The sequence below is a fragment of the Caballeronia sp. SL2Y3 genome (assembly GCF_022879575.1).
GTDB lineage: Bacteria > Pseudomonadota > Gammaproteobacteria > Burkholderiales > Burkholderiaceae > Caballeronia.
Genome location: NZ_CP084260.1, coordinates 1,871,972 through 1,892,611, shown reverse-complemented (window position 1 = coordinate 1,892,611; position 20,640 = coordinate 1,871,972). Strand labels below are relative to the sequence as shown.

The window sequence follows — 20,640 nt, the reverse complement described above, 5'->3', positions numbered from 1 at the left end:
CATGGCGATCTACGGAATCGGCACGGACCTCGTGCAAGTGAGCCGCGTCGCGGGCGTCATGGAGCGCACCAACGGGCGCTTCGCCGAGAAAGTGCTCGGCCCGGACGAACTGCGCATTTATCACGCACGGCGCGCGCGCTCGGAAGTGCGCGGCCTCGCGTTTCTCGCCACGCGCTTTTCCGCGAAGGAAGCGTTCTCGAAGGCGATCGGCCTCGGCATGCGCTGGCCGATGACATGGCGCGCGCTGCAAACGCTCAACGAGCCGAGCGGCAAGCCGGTGATCGTGGCGTCGGGCGAACTGGCCGAATGGCTCGCGCAACGCGGCATCACGGCGCAAGTGACGCTCAGCGACGAGCGGGACTATGCGGTGACGTTCGTTATCGCGGAAATCGCGGAAATCGCGGACAAGGCGTGACCTGCGCAACCATCACACATTCTCCACAACAAGAAGCCAATTGAATCCGATGAAACGCATTCCCGGCCCCGTCATGTTCGACGTCGCCGGCACGACGCTCACCGACGCGGATATCGAGCGCCTTTCGCATCCGATGACGGGCGGCATCATTCTCTTCGCGCGGCATTTTCAGGACCGCGCGCAACTGGTGGCGCTCACCGACGCGATCCGCGCGGTGCGCGACGACATTCTGATCGCGGTCGATCACGAAGGCGGGCGCGTGCAGCGTTTCCGCACCGACGGCTTCACGGTGCTGCCCGCGCCGGGCAAGCTCGGCGCGCTGTGGGACCGCGATGTTCTGGCCGCGAGCAAGGCGGCCACCGCGTTCGGTTACGTGCTGGCGTCGGAACTGCGCGCGTGCGGCATCGACATGAGCTTCACGCCGGTGCTCGATCTGAACTACGGGCAATCGCAGGTGATCGGCGACCGCGCGCTGCATAGCGATCCGCGCGTGGTGACGATGCTCGCGAAGAGCCTGAACCACGGTCTTGCGCTCGCGGGCATGGCGAACTGCGGCAAGCACTTTCCGGGGCATGGCTTCGCGGCGGCGGATTCGCACGTCGCGTTGCCGACGGACGATCGTCCGCTCGACGAGATCCTCGCTGCCGACGTGCGTCCGTATGATTGGCTCGGGTTGTCGCTCGCGTCGGTGATTCCGGCGCACGTCATTTACACGCAGGTCGACGACAAGCCCGCCGGTTTCTCGCGCATCTGGCTGCAAGACATTCTGCGCGCCAAGCTCGGCTTCAACGGCGCGATCTTCAGCGACGATCTTTCGATGGAAGCCGCCCGCGCGGGCGGCACGCTCACCGAAGCCGCGACGGCCGCGCTGGCGGCGGGTTGCGACATGGTGCTGATCTGCAATCAGCCGGACGAGGCGGGCAAGGTGCTGGAACAGTTGCGCTTCACGCCGACGAAGGCGTCGCAGCAGCGCATCAAGCAGATGCGTCCGCGCGGCAAGGCGCTGCGCTGGAGCAAGCTGCAAAGCCAGCCGGAATATCAGGCCGCGCGCCAGCTCGTGAAAACGGCGCTGGGCTGAACGGCTTGCCCGAATGACAAAACGCCACGGCAACTGCTTGCCGTGGCGTTTTCATTTGGCGACTCGCGTCGCTTTACGACGATTCCAGCTTCATGCGCTGGAGCTTGTTGTAGAGCGTCTTGGGACTGATGCCGAGCAGCGTCGCCGCGCGATGCCGCGTGCCGCCGACCGCTTCGAGCGTCGCGCGGATCAGCATGTCCTCGACATCGGCGAGCGCCGTGCCGACCGTCACCTGCACGCTGCTGCCGTTGAGGCCGCGCCCGCCGATTCCGCCCGGCTCGTCGACGCGCAACGTCTCGATCGTCTCGCCCGAGGCGTGATACGCGCGCCGCACGCGCTCGCGCATTTCGCGCACGTTGCCAGGCCATTCGTTCGCGAGGCATTCGCGCAGGAAAGCCGGGCTGATGCGCTTGGGCGACCCGCTCGTGATGCCGGCGATGTGGTTCTCGCGGTTCAATTCGTCGACGAACTGCTCGGCCATGAGCGCGATGTCGTCGTCGCGTTCGCGCAGCGGCGGGAGCACGATTGACGACGCCGAGAGGCGCTGGAACAGGTCTTCGCGCAGGGCGCCGCTCGACACGGCATCGCGGGCCGGCGCGCGCAACGCGGCGATCAGGCGGAAGTCCGTCATGATGCGATTGCTGCCGCCGACGCGCATGAACGTCTGCGAGTCCAGCGCGCGCAACAACGCTTCCTGTTGAGCGGCGGGCAGCGAGTCGATCTGATCGAGGAACAGCGTGCCGCCGCCCGCTTGTTCGAGCAGGCCCGGCTCGCGGTTTTCCGCGCCGGCGAACGCGTTGCGCTCGTGGCCGAAAAGGACGCTGTCCATCGAGCGGTGCGCGCCTTCTTCGCGGATCGTCGAGCAATCGAAGCTGATGAACGGCCCCTTGCGACGCCGGCTCAGCTGATGGATCGTGTGCGCCGCGAGCTTCTTGCCGGTGCCCGGCTCGCCGCTGATCAGCACGGCGGCTTCCGTGGGCGCGGTGTGCTCGATCTGATCGTAGACGTGCTGCATCGGCACGCTGCGCCCGAGCATGTCGCCGAAATGGCCGAGTTCGCGCAGCGTCGAGCGCAGCGCCTGCACTTCTTCCGTCAGCTCGTACGGACGCGGAATGCGCGCCAGAAGGCTGCGCAGACGCGGAATGTTGACGGGCTTCAGCAAGTAATCCCAAATACCGTGGCGCAGACCCTCGATCGCGCTTTCCACCGTCGCATTGCCCGTCATCACGATGACGGGAAGCGCGCCGTCGGGCGGTTGCGAGGGCAGGCTCGGCAGCAGGTCGAGGCCGCTGCCGTCGGGCAGGTTCAGGTCGATCAGCACGACGTCCGGAATGAAGCGCGTCAATGCGGAACGGGCTTCGGCCAGCGTCGTCGCGGTGTCGACCGAGAAGCCGTCGGCGGACAAGATCGCGGACAGGCCGGAAAGGCTATTGGGATCGTCTTCGACAATCAGAGCGTGTGGCATGGCAGACACAACGTATCAAAATGGACTGTAATTGCCGTTGCCGCATGCGTCGCCAGGCGAGGGCGGCGCTTGAAACTCGGGCGCTCGTGGGCGGGCTGCGGCGTCTCGTCCCGGTCGAACATCGGATCGGCGTGGCATCCCGCTGCGGTTTTCTTTTTGTCCTGCGATTGGATGGGGCTAGTGCGTCATTGCGGCTTCACGTGCAGATCGTTGTTGACGGATTGCACCCCCGACACGCTGCGAGTTACTGCGACGGCCTTCCGAATCTGTTCCTCCGAGTTCACGTTTCCGGACAGCACCACGACGCCGCGATACGTCGACACGCTGACCGCGAGCGACTTCAATCCCGGGTCGCCCAAGAGCGCCGTTTTCACGCGCGCAGTCACCGAGGCATCCGACGCGTAGTCTCCGGCGGATTCAGTGGTCGGTGCCGACGCGCATCCCGCCAGGAAGAAGGCGGGAAGAGCAAGCGCGGCGACCACCACCAGTCGGCCTGAGAGGGACGGCGAATTGCGCATGTCGTGTTGTTTAGTCCGTATTTAGCGAACTGAGCAGGAACTGTGCCAATTGATTATTGACGAACTGCCGTCCACCTCCGCGCTTGATTTCGAAGGGAAAAGGGGGCGCGAAGAACACGCGTTCGGAACGCGCACCGCCACGCCAGTTGCAACGATGACCGGTAAAGTTTGCCTGAAATTGTCAAAAACTTCATGCAAAAGAAAAAGCGCCCGCGATGGGGCGCTTTTTTGTGACAGCGGCGGGAGGCGGTTTCGGAACCGCCGCGCCGCGTGCGGCGCGAGAGCGTAATGGTTACGTCTTACGCGCGGCTGCGGTACTCGTTCGTGCGCGTGTCGATTTCGATCTTGTCGCCGATGTTGCAGAAGAGCGGCACTTGCAGTTCGAAGCCGGTGTGGAGCTTCGCGGTCTTCAGCACCTTGCCCGACGACGTATCGCCCTTGACGGCCGGTTCCGTGTAGACGATCTCGCGAACCAGCGTGGTCGGCAGTTCGACCGAGATGGCCTTCTCGTTGTAGAACACGACTTCGCACGCCATGCCGTCTTCGAGGTAGTTGAGCGCGTCGCCCATCATTTCGGCTTCGACTTCGTACTGGTTGTAGTCGGCGTCCATGAACACGTACATCGGGTCGGCAAAGTACGAGTACGTCACTTCCTTGCGGTCGAGCACGACGACGTCGAACTTGTCGTCCGCCTTGTAGACGGTTTCCATGCCCGCGTTGGTCAGCAGGTTCTTGAACTTCATTTTGACGACCGCTGCGTTACGGCCGGACTTGTTGTATTCGGCGCGCTGCACGACCATGGCATCGTTGCCGATCATGACGACGTTGCCGACGCGGAGTTCTTGTGCGGTCTTCATAAAACTGGATCCTTACGAATGAATATGGCCAGACTTGGCTGATTGGTGTTGATAGTGGCTGATCGGATTCGCGGCGCTGTCGGAACGTTTTCGTCATGGGCCTTTTCGTCATGGGCCGCGACAGATCCGCGCGACAGAAAGCGGCTTGCTCATCGGATAACCGCTTATTTTAACTGAGTTTTTGCTTATTTGGCGAGCCGGGCCGGCACCGTGCACGCTTTCATGCGATTCGGAAGACGGCGCGTTCGCGTGGTCACGCCGCCATGCGGGCCGCCACATGCGAGACCAGATTGCCGGCCAGATCGCCGACGCTCGCCAGTTCATCCGCCCAGGCCGGAGCCCGCGACTCGAATTCGCCCCGATGCCGCCAGAAGTCCGCCCAGTCCGGCGTGCCCGCGCCGTTCCATGCGTGCCAGAAGCGGCTGATCGACTGTTCCGCCGCTGGCGACATCCCGCGCGTAATGTGCGCGAGCGCGGCATCGAGCTTCGGCAGATGCGCGTCGTCGGCCTGCGGATAGATCTGCCAGATGAAAGGCTTTCGCGCCCACTGCGCGCGCACGAACGAGTCTTCGCCGCGCACGAAGTTGATATCGGATGCCCACAGCAGTTCGTCGAAACGCGGTTGCTCGACGAATCCGAGTGCGTGCGCCTGAAGCGCGCCCGCCTGCGCCGATGTGCCTGCCGCGAACCCGGGCAGGCCGAAGAAGCGCGCGACCGCGCCGGAGATGCGGCCTTCGGGCACAAGGAGAACGATGGGCGCCGCGCCGTCGCGCCATTGCGCGAGCAGCGCATCGACGGCGGGATTCTCGTACGCGAACAGGGAAACGACGGTCGAGCCGTCGTCCGGACGTTCGATGCCCACGCGTTCTCGCCACCACGCCGCTGCATCGAAGCGCGTGCGCGCGTTGTCCAGATCGCGCTCCTTCAACACGCCGCCCGTGCCCGCGCCCAGGCCCGGAAAGAAGAAGGTCTTGTCGAGCGGATAGCGCGGATGCGGCGAGGGCCGCAGATGAAAGTCCGCGACCCAGTCCTCGCCGCTCAGATATTCGAGGTTGATCCACACGGGCTTGCGCTCGCGCCGCGCCATCGCCGCGATGTACGCGTGCGGCAGCTCGCAGGCGAAGGCTTCGACGACGACATCCGCGATCTCGATCGTCTCGCCGGCATGCGTCGGCTCGCGCCAGTGCTCGATAACCACGCCCGCTGCCTCCTGCCGCACGAGCGACGCATCGACGGCGGGGCAGAGCGTGTGAAAAACGGCGAGGTCATCGACGAAAAGCCGCACGCGCCAGCCATGTTCCGCGCGCAGTTGACGCGCGAGCCGCCAGCACACGCCGATGTCGCCGAAGTTGTCGACGACCGCGCAGAAGATGTCGCAGGCGAGTTCCGGGGAGGAAGATGTCGTGGAGGCGGTGGACATGACGAGAGGGCGGCCGGCGGGACCGCGCCGTAATGTTCTAAACTGGCGATTCTAGTGCGACACGCACGCTCGTGTCCGTGGGCCTCGCGTTAAGAGGCATCGACTAGAGGGATATCGCCTGAGACTTCGGTCTTGGTCGCTCTACCCTCCGCAGGCGGCCCCCTTGTGGGCCGCGCCCTTGTAGTAGGGGTGGTTTCGGCCACTTCCCGGTTGGAACGAACCGCGGCGCAGCTTAGCCGTGGGACGTGTTGCATTAGTCTGGTTACCACCAGATTCCGCCCAGTCAGCGGCTTCACTTCCGCTGACAAAGCGGAGTGTTGTTTGCAGCGTTCGCCGCCTAGTGTGGTGAACCCGCTACACGATACGAGCGAAAGCTCGGGATGTCATTGTTCGGCCCGACCTGCTGTTTAGGGGAGGGCAGTGAACCTGCTGTACGACCAGCAGTAGCCTACGAGGACATGCGTCACTGGCAACGGTGGGGTGTGAAGCTCCTCGGACAATGTAGCCCCCGGACGTATCGGGCGAACCGCTCCCGTGAGGGACTGTTCGGAGACTCCCAGCAGCAAGGGGGTTGAGGAGCTAGGCTGGCTGATAGGGTTAATGTAAGTGAACTGCTGATAAACCTCGTTACCAGTGAGGAGCTGAAGCTGCTTGAATCATCGGGCTCTAACCAAAACGGTAGGTGGTCGGATAGCCCACTTAGAATTTGGGCTACGTCGTCACAGCACCACCGGGGGATAGGCAGAACCTACGTCAGTCGTGTGACATGCCGGGAACGTGGTAAGCCCGTATGGTCGCCAGCGCTGTGCGGCTGGCAGACGAACCGTAAGGAACGTTGTTGATCATGCGGGTATGGGAGGACGGAAAAAGCGAATGCCGGGCTGTAATGGCACGGATAGGGGTTGAGACATTATCCCACGCGAAAGCGGGCAGACTTCCGTCTGGTCTACCGTCGCAAGGCGGCTGACTACCCTCTGTAACTTGGTCAGGTGCGGGTGCATGCGCCCGTACTGAGGTGTTTGTCTGAGATAGGGGCGTGCGCGCTCTTATTGAGGTGTCTGTTGTTCCCCAGAGGGGTGTGTCTGCCCCTCTGGGGAAGATGCGCCTTCTGCCTGGGGACCTTTTCCAAGTAGGAGAGCAGCATGAAAGTATCTGGTCGAAAGACTGGATCTGCGCTTTCCCACGCGCCTGCCAACTGGAATGCCGTCAATTGGCGGCGGGTTGAACGGAACGTGAGAGGGATGCAGATTCGAATTGCGAAGGCGACGCGGGAAGGTGACTGGCGCAGGGTGAAAGCCTTGCAACGGATGCTTACCCGCATGTTGTCCGCAAAGTTGTACGCGGTACGACGTGTTACGCAGAACCAGGGTGCGCGAACGGCTGGAGTCGATCGCGAACTGTGGGAATCGCCTGAGAGCCGGTGGGAAGCCATCGGCAGGTTGAAGCGGCGTGGATATAAGCCTTTGCCATTACGGAGAGTCTTTATCCCCAAGGCCAATGGAAAGGAGCGTCCTTTGGGCATTCCGACCATGCGGGACAGGGCGATGCAAGCCTTGTATCTGCTGGCTTTGGAGCCGGTAGCAGAGTCGACGAGCGACCCGAACTCGTATGGGTTCCGGATCAATCGTTCAACGGCTGATGCTATGGGTCAGGTACGAGCTTGTACGTCCCGGAGGGATTCGTCCCGATGGGTACTGGAAGCGGATATCAAAGGCTGCTTTGACCACATCAACCATGATTGGCTGGAAAACCATGTCCCCATGGACAGGGAAATTCTCCGGAAGTGGTTGAAGGCTGGCCTGATTTACAAGGGGCAGCTACAGGCGACTGAGGCCGGTACGCCGCAGGGAGGCATCATCTCCCCGACGCTGGCCAACGTGACGCTGAACGGGCTGGAGCGTGAACTGATTGCGCACCTCGGTGCGAAATTCGGGATCGCAAAGGCAAAGAAGCTGAAAGTGAATGTGGTGCGATACGCGGATGACTTCGTGATCACCGGCGACTCGAAAGAGATTCTGGAAAACGAGGTCAGGCCTTGGGTGGAAGCATTCCTTGCTGTACGAGGCTTGCACCTGTCAGAGGCGAAAACGCGGATCACCCACATTGACGAAGGCTTCGATTTCCTTGGGTGGAATTTCCGGAAGTACTCGGGAAAGCTGCTCATCAAGCCGAGCAAGAAAAACGCGCAAGCGTTTTATCGCAAGGTGGCGGAAACGATCAGCGGCAACAAAACGGTAAAGCAGGAGGATCTAGTCCAACTGCTGAACCCGATGTTGCGCGGATGGGCGCAGTATCACCGTCCGGTCTCGGCCAAGCAGACGTACAGCCGGATGGAGCATCTGATTTTTCGGAAGCTCTGGCGGTGGTCGAAGCGGAGGCATCCGCAGAAGAGCGCTGTATGGGTGAAGCAGAAGTACTTTCACCCTGTTGGTGCCCGGAATTGGGTGTTTGCCGTTCGCACGGAGCGCGAGGACGGCAGTTGGGGGCTGAATGAGCTGTACCAGCTTAGCGGTACAGCTATCAAACGGCACACGAGGATCAAGGGCGAGTTCAATCCTTTTGATCCGAAGTGGGAGCAGTATGGCGAGACATTGCGGCAAGGGCGCATGTGGGAACAGATGCGTTACCGGAAGCAGTGGGCCGCGCTCTATCTGTCACAAAGCGGGCTATGCGCGCATTGTGGCTGTGCCTTGACGGACGAAACGGGTTGGCACGACCATCATCTGGAATATCGGATGCATGGTGGCACCGACGCCTTGTCCAACCGGGCGCTGCTTCACCCGCACTGCCACCGGCAAGTGCATGCTGGAAAACTAGTTGTAACTAAGCCGGTTCTGTCGTAGACAGAACTTTGTTTGTAGATTTGAGCCGTATGCGGGGAAACTCGCACGTACGGTTCTCGGGGGGCCCGGCTTTCGCAAGAAAGTCGGGCTACCCGACAGATACCGTCCGCCCCACGGCTCGCCGCCGCCCTTGTCCCTTCGCGCTTCGTCGCGATATTCGCTGCATGACTCAGACCGACGCCCCCGAATCCCATTTCGACCCGAAGAAGACGCTCGCGCAACTGCCGCATCTGCCGGGCGTGTACCGCTATTACGACGGCGACGGCAACGTGCTCTACGTCGGCAAGGCGCGCAACCTGAAGAAGCGCGTGTCGAGCTACTTCACGAAGACGCTGCATTCGCCGCGCATCGCGATGATGGTCACGCGCATCCGCAAGATCGAGACGACGGTGACGCGCTCGGAAGCCGAAGCGCTGCTGCTCGAAAACAATCTGATCAAGGCGCTCGCGCCGCGCTACAACATCCTGTTTCGCGACGACAAGTCGTATCCGTTCCTCAAGCTCACCGGTCATCAGTTTCCGCGCATGGCGTACTACCGTGGCGCGGTGGACAAGAAGAATCAGTATTTCGGGCCGTTTCCGAGCGCGTGGGCGGTGCGCGAGAGCATCCAGATACTGCAGCGCGTGTTCCAGTTGCGCACGTGCGAGGACTCGGTGTTCAGCAACCGCACGCGTCCGTGTCTCTTGCATCAGATCGGGCGATGCACCGCGCCGTGCACCGGCCTCATCACCGAGGAGGATTACGCGCGCGACGTGGCCAACGCGTCGCGCTTTCTGCTCGGGCGGCAGGGCGAGGTGATGAAGGAACTGGAGCAGAAGATGCACGCGTTCGCCGCCGACCTCAAGTTCGAGCAGGCAGCGGCCGTGCGCAACCAGATGAGTTCGCTCTCGACGGTGCTGCATCAGCAGGCGATCGAAGTCGGCAGCGACAGCGACGTGGATATCCTCGCGGTCGTCGCGCTGGGCGGCAAGGTGTGCGTGAATCTGGCGATGGTGCGCGGCGGGCGGCATCTGGGCGACAAGGCGTATTTCCCGGCGCATGTGGAAAGCGCGGTGGCGCTCGGCGGTGACGAAGACGACATCGAGGATGGCGAGCCGGGGGAAGAGGCGGTCGAGGGCGATGTTGGCGCGGATGTGGACGTGTCGGCGAGCGTGGTCAACGCGAACTCAGACTTGAACGCTAACGCCGAACCGCCACCCGATGCCAGCGCAGAGACAAAAGCCACTCCCGAACCCCACGAAGCCACACTCGAAGCCGAAGTGCTCGAAGCCTTCATGGCGCAGCACTACATCGGCAATCGCGTGCCGCCGGTGCTGATCGTGACGCATGCGCCGAGCCGCGAACTCGTCGATCTGCTCATCGAACAGGCGGGGCACAAGGTCGCGCTGCTGCGACAGCCGCAGGGCCAGAAGCGCGTATGGCTTTCGATGGCCGAGCAAAACGCGAAGCTCGCGCTTGCGCGTCTCTTGTCGGAGCAGGGCTCGCAGCAGGCGCGCACCCGCTCGCTAGCGGAAACACTCGGGCTCGACATGGACGATCTCGCGCTCATGCGCATCGAGTGCTTCGACATCAGCCATACGATGGGCGAGGCGACGCAGGCGTCGTGCGTCGTCTATCACCATCACAAGATGCAGACGGGCGAATACCGCCGTTACAACATCAACGGCATCACGCCCGGCGACGACTACGCCGCGATGCGCCAGGTGCTCACGCGCCGCTACGAGAAGATGGTCGCCCAGGCGGCCGCCAACGCGAACGAGGAAGCGGCGGCCCTGCAACCCGAAGACGCCGCCGATCCGAACGTCACGCCCGATGCGGCGCCCGCGGTCGCGGCAGGCGGCACGCTGCCGAACATCGTGCTGATCGACGGCGGCAAGGGGCAGGTCGAGATCGCGCGGCAGGTGTTCTCGGAACTCGGGCTGGATCACGGCATGCTCGTTGGCGTGGCGAAGGGCGAAGGGCGCAAGGTCGGCCTGGAGACGTTGATCTTCGCGGACGGGCGGCCGGCGCTCGAACTCGGCAAGGAAAGCGCCGCGCTGATGCTCGTCGCGCAGATTCGCGACGAAGCGCACCGCTTCGCGATCACCGGCATGCGGGCAAAGCGCGCGAAGGCGCGGCAGACGTCGCGGCTGGAGGAACTGGAAGGCGTCGGCGCAAAACGGCGCCAGCGGCTGCTGTCGCGCTTCGGCGGATTGCGCGGCGTGCAGGCGGCGAGCGTCGAAGACCTGGCGAGCGTCGAAGGCATTTCGCTTGCGCTCGCACAGCAGATTTACCGGCAGTTGCATTGACGAGCCCCGCCGCGCGGCCCGCTGCAAGCCGCGCCGCGCGGGGCGCGCGCCTTGTGAGCGGCAGAGCGACACGGCACAATGGCGGCTCCCTTACATGTCCTTCACTCGCTGATCGCCCATGCCGTTCAACTTACCGATCTTTCTGACGTGGTTGCGAATCGTGCTGATTCCGCTCGTCGTGGGCGTGTTCTATCTGCCGGACGTGATGTTGAGCCCGGAGCATCGCAATTTGCTCGCGATGATCATCTTCGTGCTCGCCGCGCTCACCGATTGGTTCGACGGCTTTCTCGCGCGCAAGCTGGATCAGACCTCCGCGTTCGGCGCGTTCCTCGATCCGGTCGCCGACAAGCTGATGGTGACGGCCGCGCTCCTCGTGCTCGTGCAGCTTTCGCGTCTGAACGCGGTGATCGCGCTCGTGATCGTCGGCCGGGAGATCACCATTTCGGCGCTGCGCGAATGGATGGCGCAGATCGGCGCATCGAAGAGCGTGGCGGTGAATTCGCTCGGCAAGTTCAAGACTGTCTGCCAGATGGTCGCCATTCCGATGCTGCTGTTCTACGGCCCGCTGCGCATCGCGGGCACGCAGTGGATCATGGACACGCGCGTGTGGGGCTTGTGGCTCATCGACGTCGCGGCTTTTCTCACCGTCTGGTCGATGCTGTACTACATGAAGCTCGCATGGCCGCAGATTCGGGAGCGCGGCGGCATGTTGTGAGCCGGTGTCGGCGTAGTGCAAAAAATTGCGTCGAACGCGAATAAACCGCATCAGAGACAGTTGACAGGTGCCTTTTCCTTCTACATAATCTCGTTTCTCTGATGCGCGACGCAAAGCAGCAAGCGAAATAAGCGAAGCGGTCAAGCAAGAAGTGAATGCGGGAGTAGCTCAGTTGGTAGAGCGCAACCTTGCCAAGGTTGAGGTCGCGAGTTCGAGACTCGTCTCCCGCTCCAGGTTTCGAAGTTTCCGGTGCAGGCAGCGCATGAGCGAAGCGGTACTGGAAACGGCAGCATCAGACATCAAGCAGTAAAGCAGCGCAGGATTTACGCGGGAGTAGCTCAGTTGGTAGAGCGCAACCTTGCCAAGGTTGAGGTCGCGAGTTCGAGACTCGTCTCCCGCTCCAGTCAAAGGGGAAGCAACGCTTCCCTTTTTGTTTGGTGAGTCAGCCGGCGTCGTTCGACCGGCGCGCACCACACCGCTTTCGGCGCGATAGCAAAGCGGTTATGCAGCGGCCTGCAAAGCCGTTTAGACCGGTTCGACTCCGGTTCGCGCCTCCACTTGAAAAGCCCTGACCCGTCAGGGCTTTTTCTTTATCCGCGCTTCACTCGATACCGATGCAACCGGCCGCGCGGCATAATCGCAGAACGCCCGTGCGATCCGATACCTATTCCCATGACCGACCGACTCTCCGACATTCAATGGCGCTGGAAGCCCTTCGACGACCTGACGCCCGCTGAAGTCTACGACATGCTCGCCGCCCGCAGCGCGGTCTTCGTCGTCGAGCAGAATTGCGTGTATGGCGATGTCGACGGGCTCGATACCAACGCGTGGCATCTTCTCGCGTACGGGCAAGGGGACAAGCGTCCGCGCCTGGCAGGCTATCTGCGCGTATTGCTGCCGGGCAATCCGGACGCGAGCGAGAAGGACGTGCGCATCGGCCGCGTGCTGACGACCGCCGGCTTTCGCGGCATGAAGCTCGGCAACGCCATGCTCGAACGCGCGCTGAAGCACATCCTCGAACAATGGCCGGACGAGCCCATCAGCCTGCACGCGCAAGCCCACTTGCAGCGGTTCTATGGCGCATTCGGCTTCGTCGCGTCCTCGGGCGTGCACGACGAGGACGGCATCCCGCATGTCTGGATGCGCCGTCCGGGCTTCGGCTCATGATGGCTCATGAAGCAGTCGCGCGCACCGGCTTGACCGGCGTCGCGCGCTCCTGACGCAGCCGCGAGCGCGCCGACAGCCGCAGCCAGTGGCGCAGCGCGATCAACGCGCCGATTACGCTCATCATGGAGCCGGGAATCCACAGCAAAAGACCGCCGATCTGCTGATCGCGCATCGGCGTGATCCAGGTGAACGCGCGGCCGCAGATCGAATAGATCGGATACAGCTCGTGCGGCGTGAAAAAGATGAACGCGCCGAGAATGATCTGCGGCGGAATCGCGGCGATCACGACGAGAATGCGTCGTCCCGGCGCGAGCCGCGCGGGCGGCGCGGGCCGCGGGTCCAGCACGAGCCACCAGAACAGCAGGCCGTCGATCACCATGCTCCAGTTCATCACGCGATAGAGCCGGGCATCGAGCATCGCCTTGAAGTGGATCGGCGAGAGCAGCCAGAAGTAGATCAGGCCGACGAACAGCAGCACCGCGACGGCCGGATTGAACACGATATCGAAGAACATGCGCGCGGCGCGCGTCTCGGTGAGCGGGCGCAGCCAGCGTTGCCGCCAGGCGAACGGCACCCCCGCGCGCAGCGCCGCGCCCGGATACGACAGCGCGATCAAAAACGGCCCGAGGTGATGCAGCACCAGATGTTGCAGCCGATGCATGAAGAACTCGTGCTCGAAGAAGTAATCGAGCCGCGTGTGCAGCGCCACGTAGAGCGCGCTCAAGCCCAGCCAGAACGCGATGTGCCGCGAGATCGACACTCGCGCATGCCGCGCGCCGCGCGCGAACAGAATTGCGGCGATGAGCACTGCGATCACGACCGTCGGCGACGGCTCCCACGGGTCGAGCCAATACAAGAGCGTGTCCATGTCACGCGTCCTTCGAATGGATGATGCGGCGCAGATCGGCCGCGATCGCGTCGATGGAGTCGCGGTCCGTCGCCAGCAGGCGCGCGTGGCCTTCGCGATCGAAGATATAGACGCCCGAGCTGTGCGAGACCTCGTAGGCGCCGTGCGGATCGCGCTTTTCCATCTGATACGCAATGCGATACCGCTGCGCGACCGCTTCGATGGCGCGGTCGCTGCCGGTCAGGCCGACGGCATGCTTTTCGTCGAACGCGCGGACGTACGCGCGCAAGAGCGGCGGCGTGTCGCGCGCGGGATCGACGGAGACGAACAGGATGCGCGTATTGTCCGCGTCGGGGCCCACGCGCTGTAAGACCTGCATCAGGCGCGCCATCGTTTCGGGGCACAGATCCGGACAATGCGTGTAGCCGAAGTAGACGAGCGTCGTGTGGCCCTCGAACGAGCGTCCGGTCACGGGCGCGCCGCTGTCGTCGGTGAGCGAGAAGTCGAGGTCGGGCAAGTCTCCCGAGACGTCCGTCAGATGCCACGGCTCGCCCGGCCGCGAGCACGCGGCGAGCGCGAGGAAAGCAAGCAGAGCGGCAAAACGGCGCCAGCGCGCGGCCGGCGTTAAAGGCGAAGCGGGGAACGAAGTGTGCATCGGGAGGATCGGGCCGCGATAGGCGGCGGGCTTTGACGGCAGGAACATCTGTCGCAAAATACACGCCTTTGCGGACCGAGGTGGCGCATCATCTACGTTGCGGACCATTTTTGAGACGATTTGCCGCACAATCCCGGCGTGCTGAAAGCTCGTCGAAGATGAACGGAAGGCTCGCCGAATGCGTCCGTCAGTCACGCGGCTTTCCGGACCGAAAGCTGGCGCACGTAAGATGCGCAACACTTCGCGCGCCGCGCGCCGTCAAAAGGGAAACCACAGGCCAACGACCGATGCAAATTCTTCCCGATTCCCTGTCTCTCGCCGAGACCGCGTTTTTCCTCGATTTCGACGGCACGCTCGTCGAACTCGCCTCCACGCCGGACGGCATTTTCGTGCCGCGATCGGTGCCCGACATTCTCGCTGCGTTGAGACGCGCGACCAACAACGCGGTCGCGGTCGTGTCGGGGCGGGGCATCGATAATATCGACTCGTTCTTGCAGATTCCGGATCTGCCCGTCGCGGGCATGCACGGCGCGGAGCGGCGCGACGCCAATGGCGATGTCCAGCGCATCGGCTTCAACGACGAGCGGCTCCTGCGCATGGAGCACGTGCTGGAGGGCGTGGTGAGCGCCAATCCCGGCATGCTGCTGGAGATCAAGGGCGCGGCGCTCGCACTGCATTACCGTAACGCGCCCGACCGCGAGCCGGCTGCGCGCGCGGCGACCGAGCGGCTCGTCGCCGACTACGCCGATGCCTACGTGCTCCAGCCCGGCAAGATGGTGTACGAGATCAAGCCGAAGGACGTGGACAAGGGCCGCGCGTTGCGCGCCTTCATGGCCGAGCCGCCGTTCACGGGCCGAAAGCCTGTCTTCATCGGCGACGATCTGACCGACGAAAAAGGCTTCGCGGTCGTCAACGAGTTCGATGGTCTGTCCATCAAGGTCGGCCCGGGCGAGACCGTGGCGCGCGCGCGTATCGAATCGGTGGAACTGCTGCTCGACTGGCTGCAAGTGATCGCGGGAACGGCGGGGAAGCACGCGTGAGCCGTCTGATTATCGTTTCGAACCGGGTCGCGCCGATTTCCGAGGGCGGTCCGGCAGCGGGCGGGCTGGCGGTCGGCGTCTACGACGCGCTCAAGGAAACCGGCGGCGTATGGTTCGGCTGGAGCGGCGAAGTGCTCTCCACGCCGCCCGACGGCATCACGCTGGAGGAGCACGGACCGGTGACGTTCGCGACCATCGGGCTCGTGCGGCGCGACTACGACCAGTATTACCGCGGCTTTTCGAATGCGACGCTGTGGCCCGCGTTTCACTATCGTCCGGACCTGATCGAGTTCGATCGCCACGAATACGACGGCTACTGCCGCGTGAATCACTGGCTCGCCGCGCGGCTCGCGCCGCTGCTGCGGCCCGACGACGTCATCTGGGTCCACGACTATCACCTGATTCCGTTCGCGCAGGCTTTGCGCGCGCTGGGCGTCGGGAATCGCATCGGCTTCTTTCTGCACATTCCGTTTCCCGCGTCGCAGATTCTGTTGAGCGTGCCGCGTCACCGCGAACTGGTCGAGGCGCTTTGCGCGTTCGATCTGCTCGGCTTTCAGACGGAGCCGGACGTGCGCGCGTTTTGCGATTACATCGAAAGCGAGGCGGGCGGGGCGCTCACGCGGCACGCTAACGGGCCTGTCGAAATTCACGCGTTCGGCCAGACGCTGAAGGCGGCGGCGTATCCGATCGGCGTCTATCCGGACGAAGTGCGCGCGCTCGCGAAGGACGGCGAGGGCGGGCGCGACGTGCAGATCGTCAAGGAGACGCTGCATCAGCGCAAGCTGGTGATGAGCGTCGACCGGCTGGATTACTCGAAGGGCCTCGTCGAGCGTTTTCGCGCGTTCGAGCGTCTGTTCGAGCACGATCCGCAGCAGCGCAACAACGTGTCGTTGCTCCAGATCGCGCCGCCGACGCGCACGGACGTCGACGCTTACCGCGACATTCGTCAGCAACTCGAAGCCGAATCGGGGCGCATCAACGGGCGCTATGCGGAGCTGGACTGGACGCCGATTCGCTATATCCACCGCCAGTACGAGCGGCCGGTGCTCGCCGCGCTCTTTCGCGAGGCGCATGTCGGCCTCGTGACGCCGCTGCGCGACGGCATGAATCTGGTCGCGAAGGAATACGTGTCCGCGCAGAACCCCGAGGATCCCGGCGTGCTCGTGCTCTCGCAATTTGCGGGCGCGGCGCGCGAACTGACGGCGGCGCTGATCGTGAATCCGCTCGACATCGACGGCATGGCGGATGCGCTCGCCACCGCGCTCGCGATGCCGCTCGACGAGCGCCGCGCCCGGCACCGGGAGATGTATGCGCTCTTGCGCGACAACAACGTATCGGTGTGGCGCGACAACTTCCTGCGGGACCTGAAAGCGCGATAGACGCAAAAAAGCCGCGTTTCCTTGAACAGAAAACGCGGCTTATTCGTCACTCGCTTGTCAGGCCGGCTGCTTGTGCGGCGTCGCGACGATGGAAGGCAGCTTGCCGTGTTGCTTCGCCAGCAACTCGCGATACAGCCCCGGACGCTCGCGCAGTTCTTGCGGCGAGCCGTCGTCGATCACGCGGCCCGCGCTCATCACGATGATCCGGTCGAAGTTCTGCAGCGTCGAGAGCCGGTGCGCGATGGCAATCACCGTGCGGCCGATCATCAGCCGGTCGAGCGCCTGCTGGATCGCTTCTTCCGACGCGCTATCGAGCGCGGACGTGGCTTCGTCGAGCAGCAGGATCGGCGCGTTCTTCAGAATGGCCCGCGCGATGGCGATGCGTTGGCGCTGGCCGCCCGACAGCTTCACGCCGCGATCGCCGACGATCGTGTCGAAGCCTTCCGGCATCGCCTCGATGAAGTCCGTGCAGCGCGCCTCGCGGGCGGCGGCGAGCACTTCCTCGCGGCTCGCATCCGGACGCCCGTACGCGATGTTCTCGAACACCGTGCGATGGAACAGCGAAATATCCTGCGGCACGAGCGCGATGGCGTGACGCAAGCTGTCCTGCGTGATCGTGGCGATATCCTGGCCGTCGATCTTGATGCTGCCTTTCTGCGTCTCGTAGAAGCGTTGCAGCAGGGCGAGCACCGTGGACTTGCCCGCGCCCGACTTGCCGATCAGGCCCACGCGCTGCCCCGGCTCGATATGCAGATGGAAGTTGTCGAGAATCGGACGGCGGCGCGGATACGCGAACGTCACGCCTTCGAAATCGACGCGCCCGCCTTGCGGCACGAGCTCCGTCGCGTCCGACCGGTCCGGCATGCCGTGCGGCTCCAGCAGCGTCTGCACGGCTTCGGCGAGACGCGCGACGTGCTGCGTCACATCGACGAGGGCGACGGCGAGATCGCGCGTGCCGTGCAGGATGGTGAAGCCGAGCGAGCTGACGAGCACGATATCGCCCGAGGTCGCGCGGCCTTGCGACCACAGCCACAGCGCCCAGCCGAGCAGGCCAGCGGAAAGAATCGCGGTGACGACCGCATGGAAGAGGCGCAGCTTTTCCAAGTAGAGCAGGCTTTGCTGACGCGCGACCATTTCGGCCTTCACAGTCGAGCCGAAGCGTTTCTGCTCGCGGAACGTCATGCCGAACGCGCGCACCAGCGCCATGTTGCCGATGACGTCGACGAGTTCGCCATCCACCGACGCCGCCTTCGACGCGAAGCTGTGATGCCGGGCCGATCCGCGCTTCGCGAGCCGGTAGAGCACGAGCGCGAGAATGATGGAGGCGGTCATGAGGCCCGCCGCCATCAACGGATTGACCGCGACGATCATCACGATTGCGCCCAGCACCGCGATGCACGGCGGCAAGACGTTCCACGCCATCACGTTTTCTGACGTGTAGATGGCGTTCGAGGTCGCGGTGATGCGGCTCGCGAGCATGCCGGGCTGCTTTTCGGAGAAGTACGTTGGCGAATGGCCGGACAGGTACGAGAACAGGTCTTTGCGCAGATCGCCCGTGACGATCACGAACACATGCGCGCCGACCCAGCCGCCGACCCGCCACAGCAGGTTGTCGGCGGCGATCAGGCCGACGAGGATCATGAACGCGCCCCAGAGCGGGCCGGGGTGGCCGCGCCCTTGACCGAGCACGTCGATCAGATGCTTGATCGCATATTGCGACGCCAGCGCGCAGCCGACGGCCGCGAAGACGCTCGCGAGCACGATGGCATGGGCGACCGGATGCCGGCGGATGTAGCGCATGAGAAACGCGAGCGGGCGGTGCGCATAGCTCGCGAGCTTGGCGTTGTGCGCGTTACGCTGGGAGACGGTGAGTTGGTCCAATGGTCTTTTTGGGTCGTAAAGCGGTTGAGCGTGTGTTGCGCCTTCGGGCGATGCCATGCGGATGCACTGCCTGTCCGATGCGTCGGCACGGCCGGCGCGAGTGACATCGAAACCGAGGCGGCGCGGCGCCGTCTCCATCGCTGAATTGTAGCCAGTAACCGGGCGTGCGAACGTCGTTCAGGCAAATGATGCGCGTCGGATGTTGCCGTCCGTACATCGACTGTGCGCTTCGCGTTGAAACCGCGAGCACGTCTCTTCGGCTTGGGCGCGCATTGTAAGCACATCGCGCGCATTTTTGCGATGAAGCGGCGGCTGGCGCGGCCCGCCGCGCGTGCTCCTGTCCGGGAGCTTCTCGCGCGGCAGCGTCGATATAAGCATGGGATGCGCCAGCATCCCGTTTCCAGGTGTCTCGCGATGATAACGAGCGAGTCGCCGCCCGTGCATCGCCGCAGCACGTGCTCCAATGTAGAACAACCTTAATAAACAGGGGTTTGTTAAATGTTTCCCCGGTGTAACAAGGTAAATAAGTTGAAATGACTCCCTGTCGCCGGTGTAAAAGGCTCCATAATGCGCTCCGGGTTTTCACTTAGACTTTTTGACAGCTTTCTGTAGGAAGTGGTCAACCGCCCGAGCCCGAGCGCGTTTATTGCTGGGCGCGGCGGTTTTTGAGATATGGCTCCGAAGTTGCTTGCGGCAACGCCCGCGTGGAGCCGGTGATCAGCGACCCGCTTTTTCACTCGAGCACCAGCCGCTGCCGAGGCCGCCGCGCCGCGAAAAGCTCTCGCCCGAGCCGAGCGATTCGCTCCCGATGTCAAACATGACAGCAGTACCTTGCCTGACCTTTTATTAGGAGTTTCACGATCATGCGAATCGCTCAAATCGCGCCCCTCCACGAGGCTGTTCCGCCGAAGCTCTACGGTGGCACGGAACGCGTGGTGTCTTATCTGACCGAGGCTCTTGTCGAGGCTGGACACGACGTCACGCTCTTCGCGAGCGGTGATTCGCAGACGTCCGCGAAGCTCGAAGCCTTCTGGCCGCAAGCGCTGCGCCTCGACCCGACCATCCGCGACACGATGGCGCCGCACATGCTGCTGCTCGAAGAAGTCCGCCGCCGCGCCGACGAGTTCGACGTACTGCACTTCCATATCGACTATTACCCGTTCTCGCTGTTCGCGCGCCAGCCGGTGCCGTTCCTGACGACGATGCACGGCCGCCTCGATCTGCCGGAACTGCAGCCGATTTTCAACACGTTCAAGGATGTGCCGGTGGTGTCGATTTCCGACAACCAGCGCCAGCCGCTGCCGCAAGCCAACTGGCTCTCGACGGTGTACCACGGCCTGCCGGAAAACCTGCTGAAGCCGATTCCGAACGTGAAGCCCGGCTATCTCGCGTTCCTCGGCCGCATCTCGCCGGAGAAGCGCGTGGATCGCGCCATCCGCATCGCGCAGGCCGCGGGCATGAAGATCAAGATCGCCGCGAAGCTGGACAAGGCCGACCGCGCTTATTACGAAGAAGAGATCAAGCCGCTCTTCGCGCTGCCGCACGTCGAGTACATCGGCGAGATCAGCGAGGCCGAGAAGACCGAGTTCCTCGGCAACGCGCATGCGCTGCTGTTCCCGATCGACTGGCCGGAGCCCTTCGGCCTCGTGATGATCGAGGCGATGGCCTGCGGCACGCCGGTGATCGCGTTCAATCGCGGCTCGGTGCCGGAAGTGATCGACAACGGCGTGTCGGGCTTCGTCGTGGAAGACGAACTCTCGGCGATCGCCGCGGTCAAGCGCCTCGACTCGCTGTCGCGCGCGAAGGTTCGCGAGACGTTCGAGACGCGCTTCTCGTCGAAGGTCATGGCGGCGCGCTACGTGCAGAACTACGAGGAACTGCTGCGCCAGAAGCGCCGCACCGTTCTGCGCGAAGTGAACGCCTGATAGCGGTAAGCCGTCCGCTGTCCTGCGGCCGCAGCAATGCGGCTCGGAGAACGCCCCGCCCGCCGAAAGGCGCGCGGGGCGTTGTCGTAATGGCACAGTCGCGGCGTAATTCGAGCGCCGCGCCGCATGCGCAAAGCGAAACCAATG

Annotated in this window: 16 protein-coding genes and 3 tRNA genes; 12 read left to right on the top strand and 7 right to left on the bottom strand. The window is 63.6% G+C overall.

All coding sequences use genetic code 11. From position 1 onward, the window contains the following. Window position 1: 1 nt before the first annotated feature. Together acpS and nagZ are read left to right on the top strand one after the other, a co-directional pair. On the top strand, window positions 2-415 hold the full coding sequence (acpS, locus tag LDZ26_RS08920; protein ID WP_244846908.1) for a holo-ACP synthase: 414 nt from the start codon (window positions 2-4) through the stop codon (window positions 413-415). Window positions 416-464: 49 nt separating this feature from the next. Continuing rightward, complete coding sequence (gene nagZ, locus LDZ26_RS08915; RefSeq protein WP_244846907.1) at window positions 465-1,493, top strand: beta-N-acetylhexosaminidase; 1,029 nt, start codon at window positions 465-467, stop codon at window positions 1,491-1,493. A 73-nt stretch (window positions 1,494-1,566) separates the two neighbouring features. Here nagZ and LDZ26_RS08910 read toward each other — a convergent pair whose 3' ends face one another. From LDZ26_RS08910 to earP, 4 genes are all read right to left on the bottom strand, one after another. Further along, entirely contained in the window at window positions 1,567-2,958 is a 1,392-nt protein-coding gene (locus tag LDZ26_RS08910) for a sigma-54 dependent transcriptional regulator (protein WP_175944445.1), read from the bottom strand. Window positions 2,959-3,143: 185 nt separating this feature from the next. Further along, window positions 3,144-3,476: a BON domain-containing protein gene (locus LDZ26_RS08905; RefSeq protein WP_244846906.1), complete on the bottom strand. Its 333-nt coding sequence runs from the start codon at window positions 3,474-3,476 to the stop codon at window positions 3,144-3,146. Window positions 3,477-3,775: 299 nt separating this feature from the next. Further along, window positions 3,776-4,333: an elongation factor P gene (gene efp, locus LDZ26_RS08900; protein WP_175944441.1), complete on the bottom strand. Its 558-nt coding sequence runs from the start codon at window positions 4,331-4,333 to the stop codon at window positions 3,776-3,778. A gap of 253 nt (window positions 4,334-4,586) precedes the next feature. Further along, complete coding sequence (gene earP, locus LDZ26_RS08895; protein WP_244846905.1) at window positions 4,587-5,753, bottom strand: elongation factor P maturation arginine rhamnosyltransferase EarP; 1,167 nt, start codon at window positions 5,751-5,753, stop codon at window positions 4,587-4,589. Between the two features lie 1,142 nt (window positions 5,754-6,895). On the opposite strand from earP, the gene ltrA reads away from it, so the two are divergent. From ltrA to LDZ26_RS08860, 7 genes are all read left to right on the top strand, one after another. Beyond that, entirely contained in the window at window positions 6,896-8,596 is a 1,701-nt protein-coding gene (gene ltrA, locus LDZ26_RS08890) for a group II intron reverse transcriptase/maturase (RefSeq protein WP_238215416.1), read from the top strand. 164 nt (window positions 8,597-8,760) lie between these two features. Next, a complete protein-coding gene (gene uvrC, locus LDZ26_RS08885; protein ID WP_244846904.1) occupies window positions 8,761-10,884 on the top strand; it encodes an excinuclease ABC subunit UvrC in 2,124 nt (707 codons plus the stop codon). Window positions 10,885-11,002: 118 nt separating this feature from the next. Further along, on the top strand, window positions 11,003-11,599 hold the full coding sequence (gene pgsA, locus LDZ26_RS08880; protein ID WP_244846903.1) for a CDP-diacylglycerol--glycerol-3-phosphate 3-phosphatidyltransferase: 597 nt from the start codon (window positions 11,003-11,005) through the stop codon (window positions 11,597-11,599). 157 nt (window positions 11,600-11,756) lie between these two features. Continuing rightward, window positions 11,757-11,832 (top strand) — tRNA-Gly (locus LDZ26_RS08875). 94 nt (window positions 11,833-11,926) lie between these two features. Then, window positions 11,927-12,002, top strand: a tRNA-Gly gene (locus LDZ26_RS08870). 80 nt (window positions 12,003-12,082) lie between these two features. Then, window positions 12,083-12,156: transfer RNA gene (locus tag LDZ26_RS08865), tRNA-Cys, on the top strand. Window positions 12,157-12,271: 115 nt separating this feature from the next. Next, the gene (locus LDZ26_RS08860; protein ID WP_244846902.1) at window positions 12,272-12,766 is read left to right on the top strand and encodes a GNAT family N-acetyltransferase; all 495 of its coding nucleotides are present in this window, start codon (window positions 12,272-12,274) and stop codon (window positions 12,764-12,766) included. A 4-nt stretch (window positions 12,767-12,770) separates the two neighbouring features. Here the strand turns inward: LDZ26_RS08860 and LDZ26_RS08855 are convergent, their stop codons facing one another. Continuing rightward, entirely contained in the window at window positions 12,771-13,634 is an 864-nt protein-coding gene (locus LDZ26_RS08855) for a cytochrome c oxidase assembly protein (protein WP_244846901.1), read from the bottom strand. A 1-nt stretch (window position 13,635) separates the two neighbouring features. Then, window positions 13,636-14,268 carry an SCO family protein gene (locus LDZ26_RS08850; protein ID WP_244846900.1) on the bottom strand — a complete coding sequence of 211 codons (633 nt, stop codon included), beginning with the start codon at window positions 14,266-14,268 and terminating at the stop codon, window positions 13,636-13,638. 287 nt (window positions 14,269-14,555) lie between these two features. On the opposite strand from LDZ26_RS08850, the gene otsB reads away from it, so the two are divergent. Both otsB and otsA read left to right on the top strand, forming a co-directional pair. Beyond that, the gene (gene otsB, locus LDZ26_RS08845) at window positions 14,556-15,308 is read left to right on the top strand and encodes a trehalose-phosphatase (protein ID WP_244846899.1); all 753 of its coding nucleotides are present in this window, start codon (window positions 14,556-14,558) and stop codon (window positions 15,306-15,308) included. Beyond that, complete coding sequence (otsA, locus tag LDZ26_RS08840; protein ID WP_244846898.1) at window positions 15,305-16,687, top strand: alpha,alpha-trehalose-phosphate synthase (UDP-forming); 1,383 nt, start codon at window positions 15,305-15,307, stop codon at window positions 16,685-16,687. The genes otsB and otsA overlap by 4 nt, the downstream gene beginning before the upstream one ends. Before the next feature lie 57 nt (window positions 16,688-16,744). Here otsA and LDZ26_RS08835 read toward each other — a convergent pair whose 3' ends face one another. Further along, window positions 16,745-18,625, bottom strand: a complete 1,881-nt coding sequence (locus LDZ26_RS08835) for an ABC transporter ATP-binding protein (protein WP_244846897.1) — start codon at window positions 18,623-18,625, stop codon at window positions 16,745-16,747. 806 nt (window positions 18,626-19,431) lie between these two features. On the opposite strand from LDZ26_RS08835, the gene LDZ26_RS08830 reads away from it, so the two are divergent. Further along, window positions 19,432-20,493: a glycosyltransferase family 4 protein gene (locus LDZ26_RS08830; protein WP_244846896.1), complete on the top strand. Its 1,062-nt coding sequence runs from the start codon at window positions 19,432-19,434 to the stop codon at window positions 20,491-20,493. Window positions 20,494-20,640 lie beyond the last annotated feature (147 nt).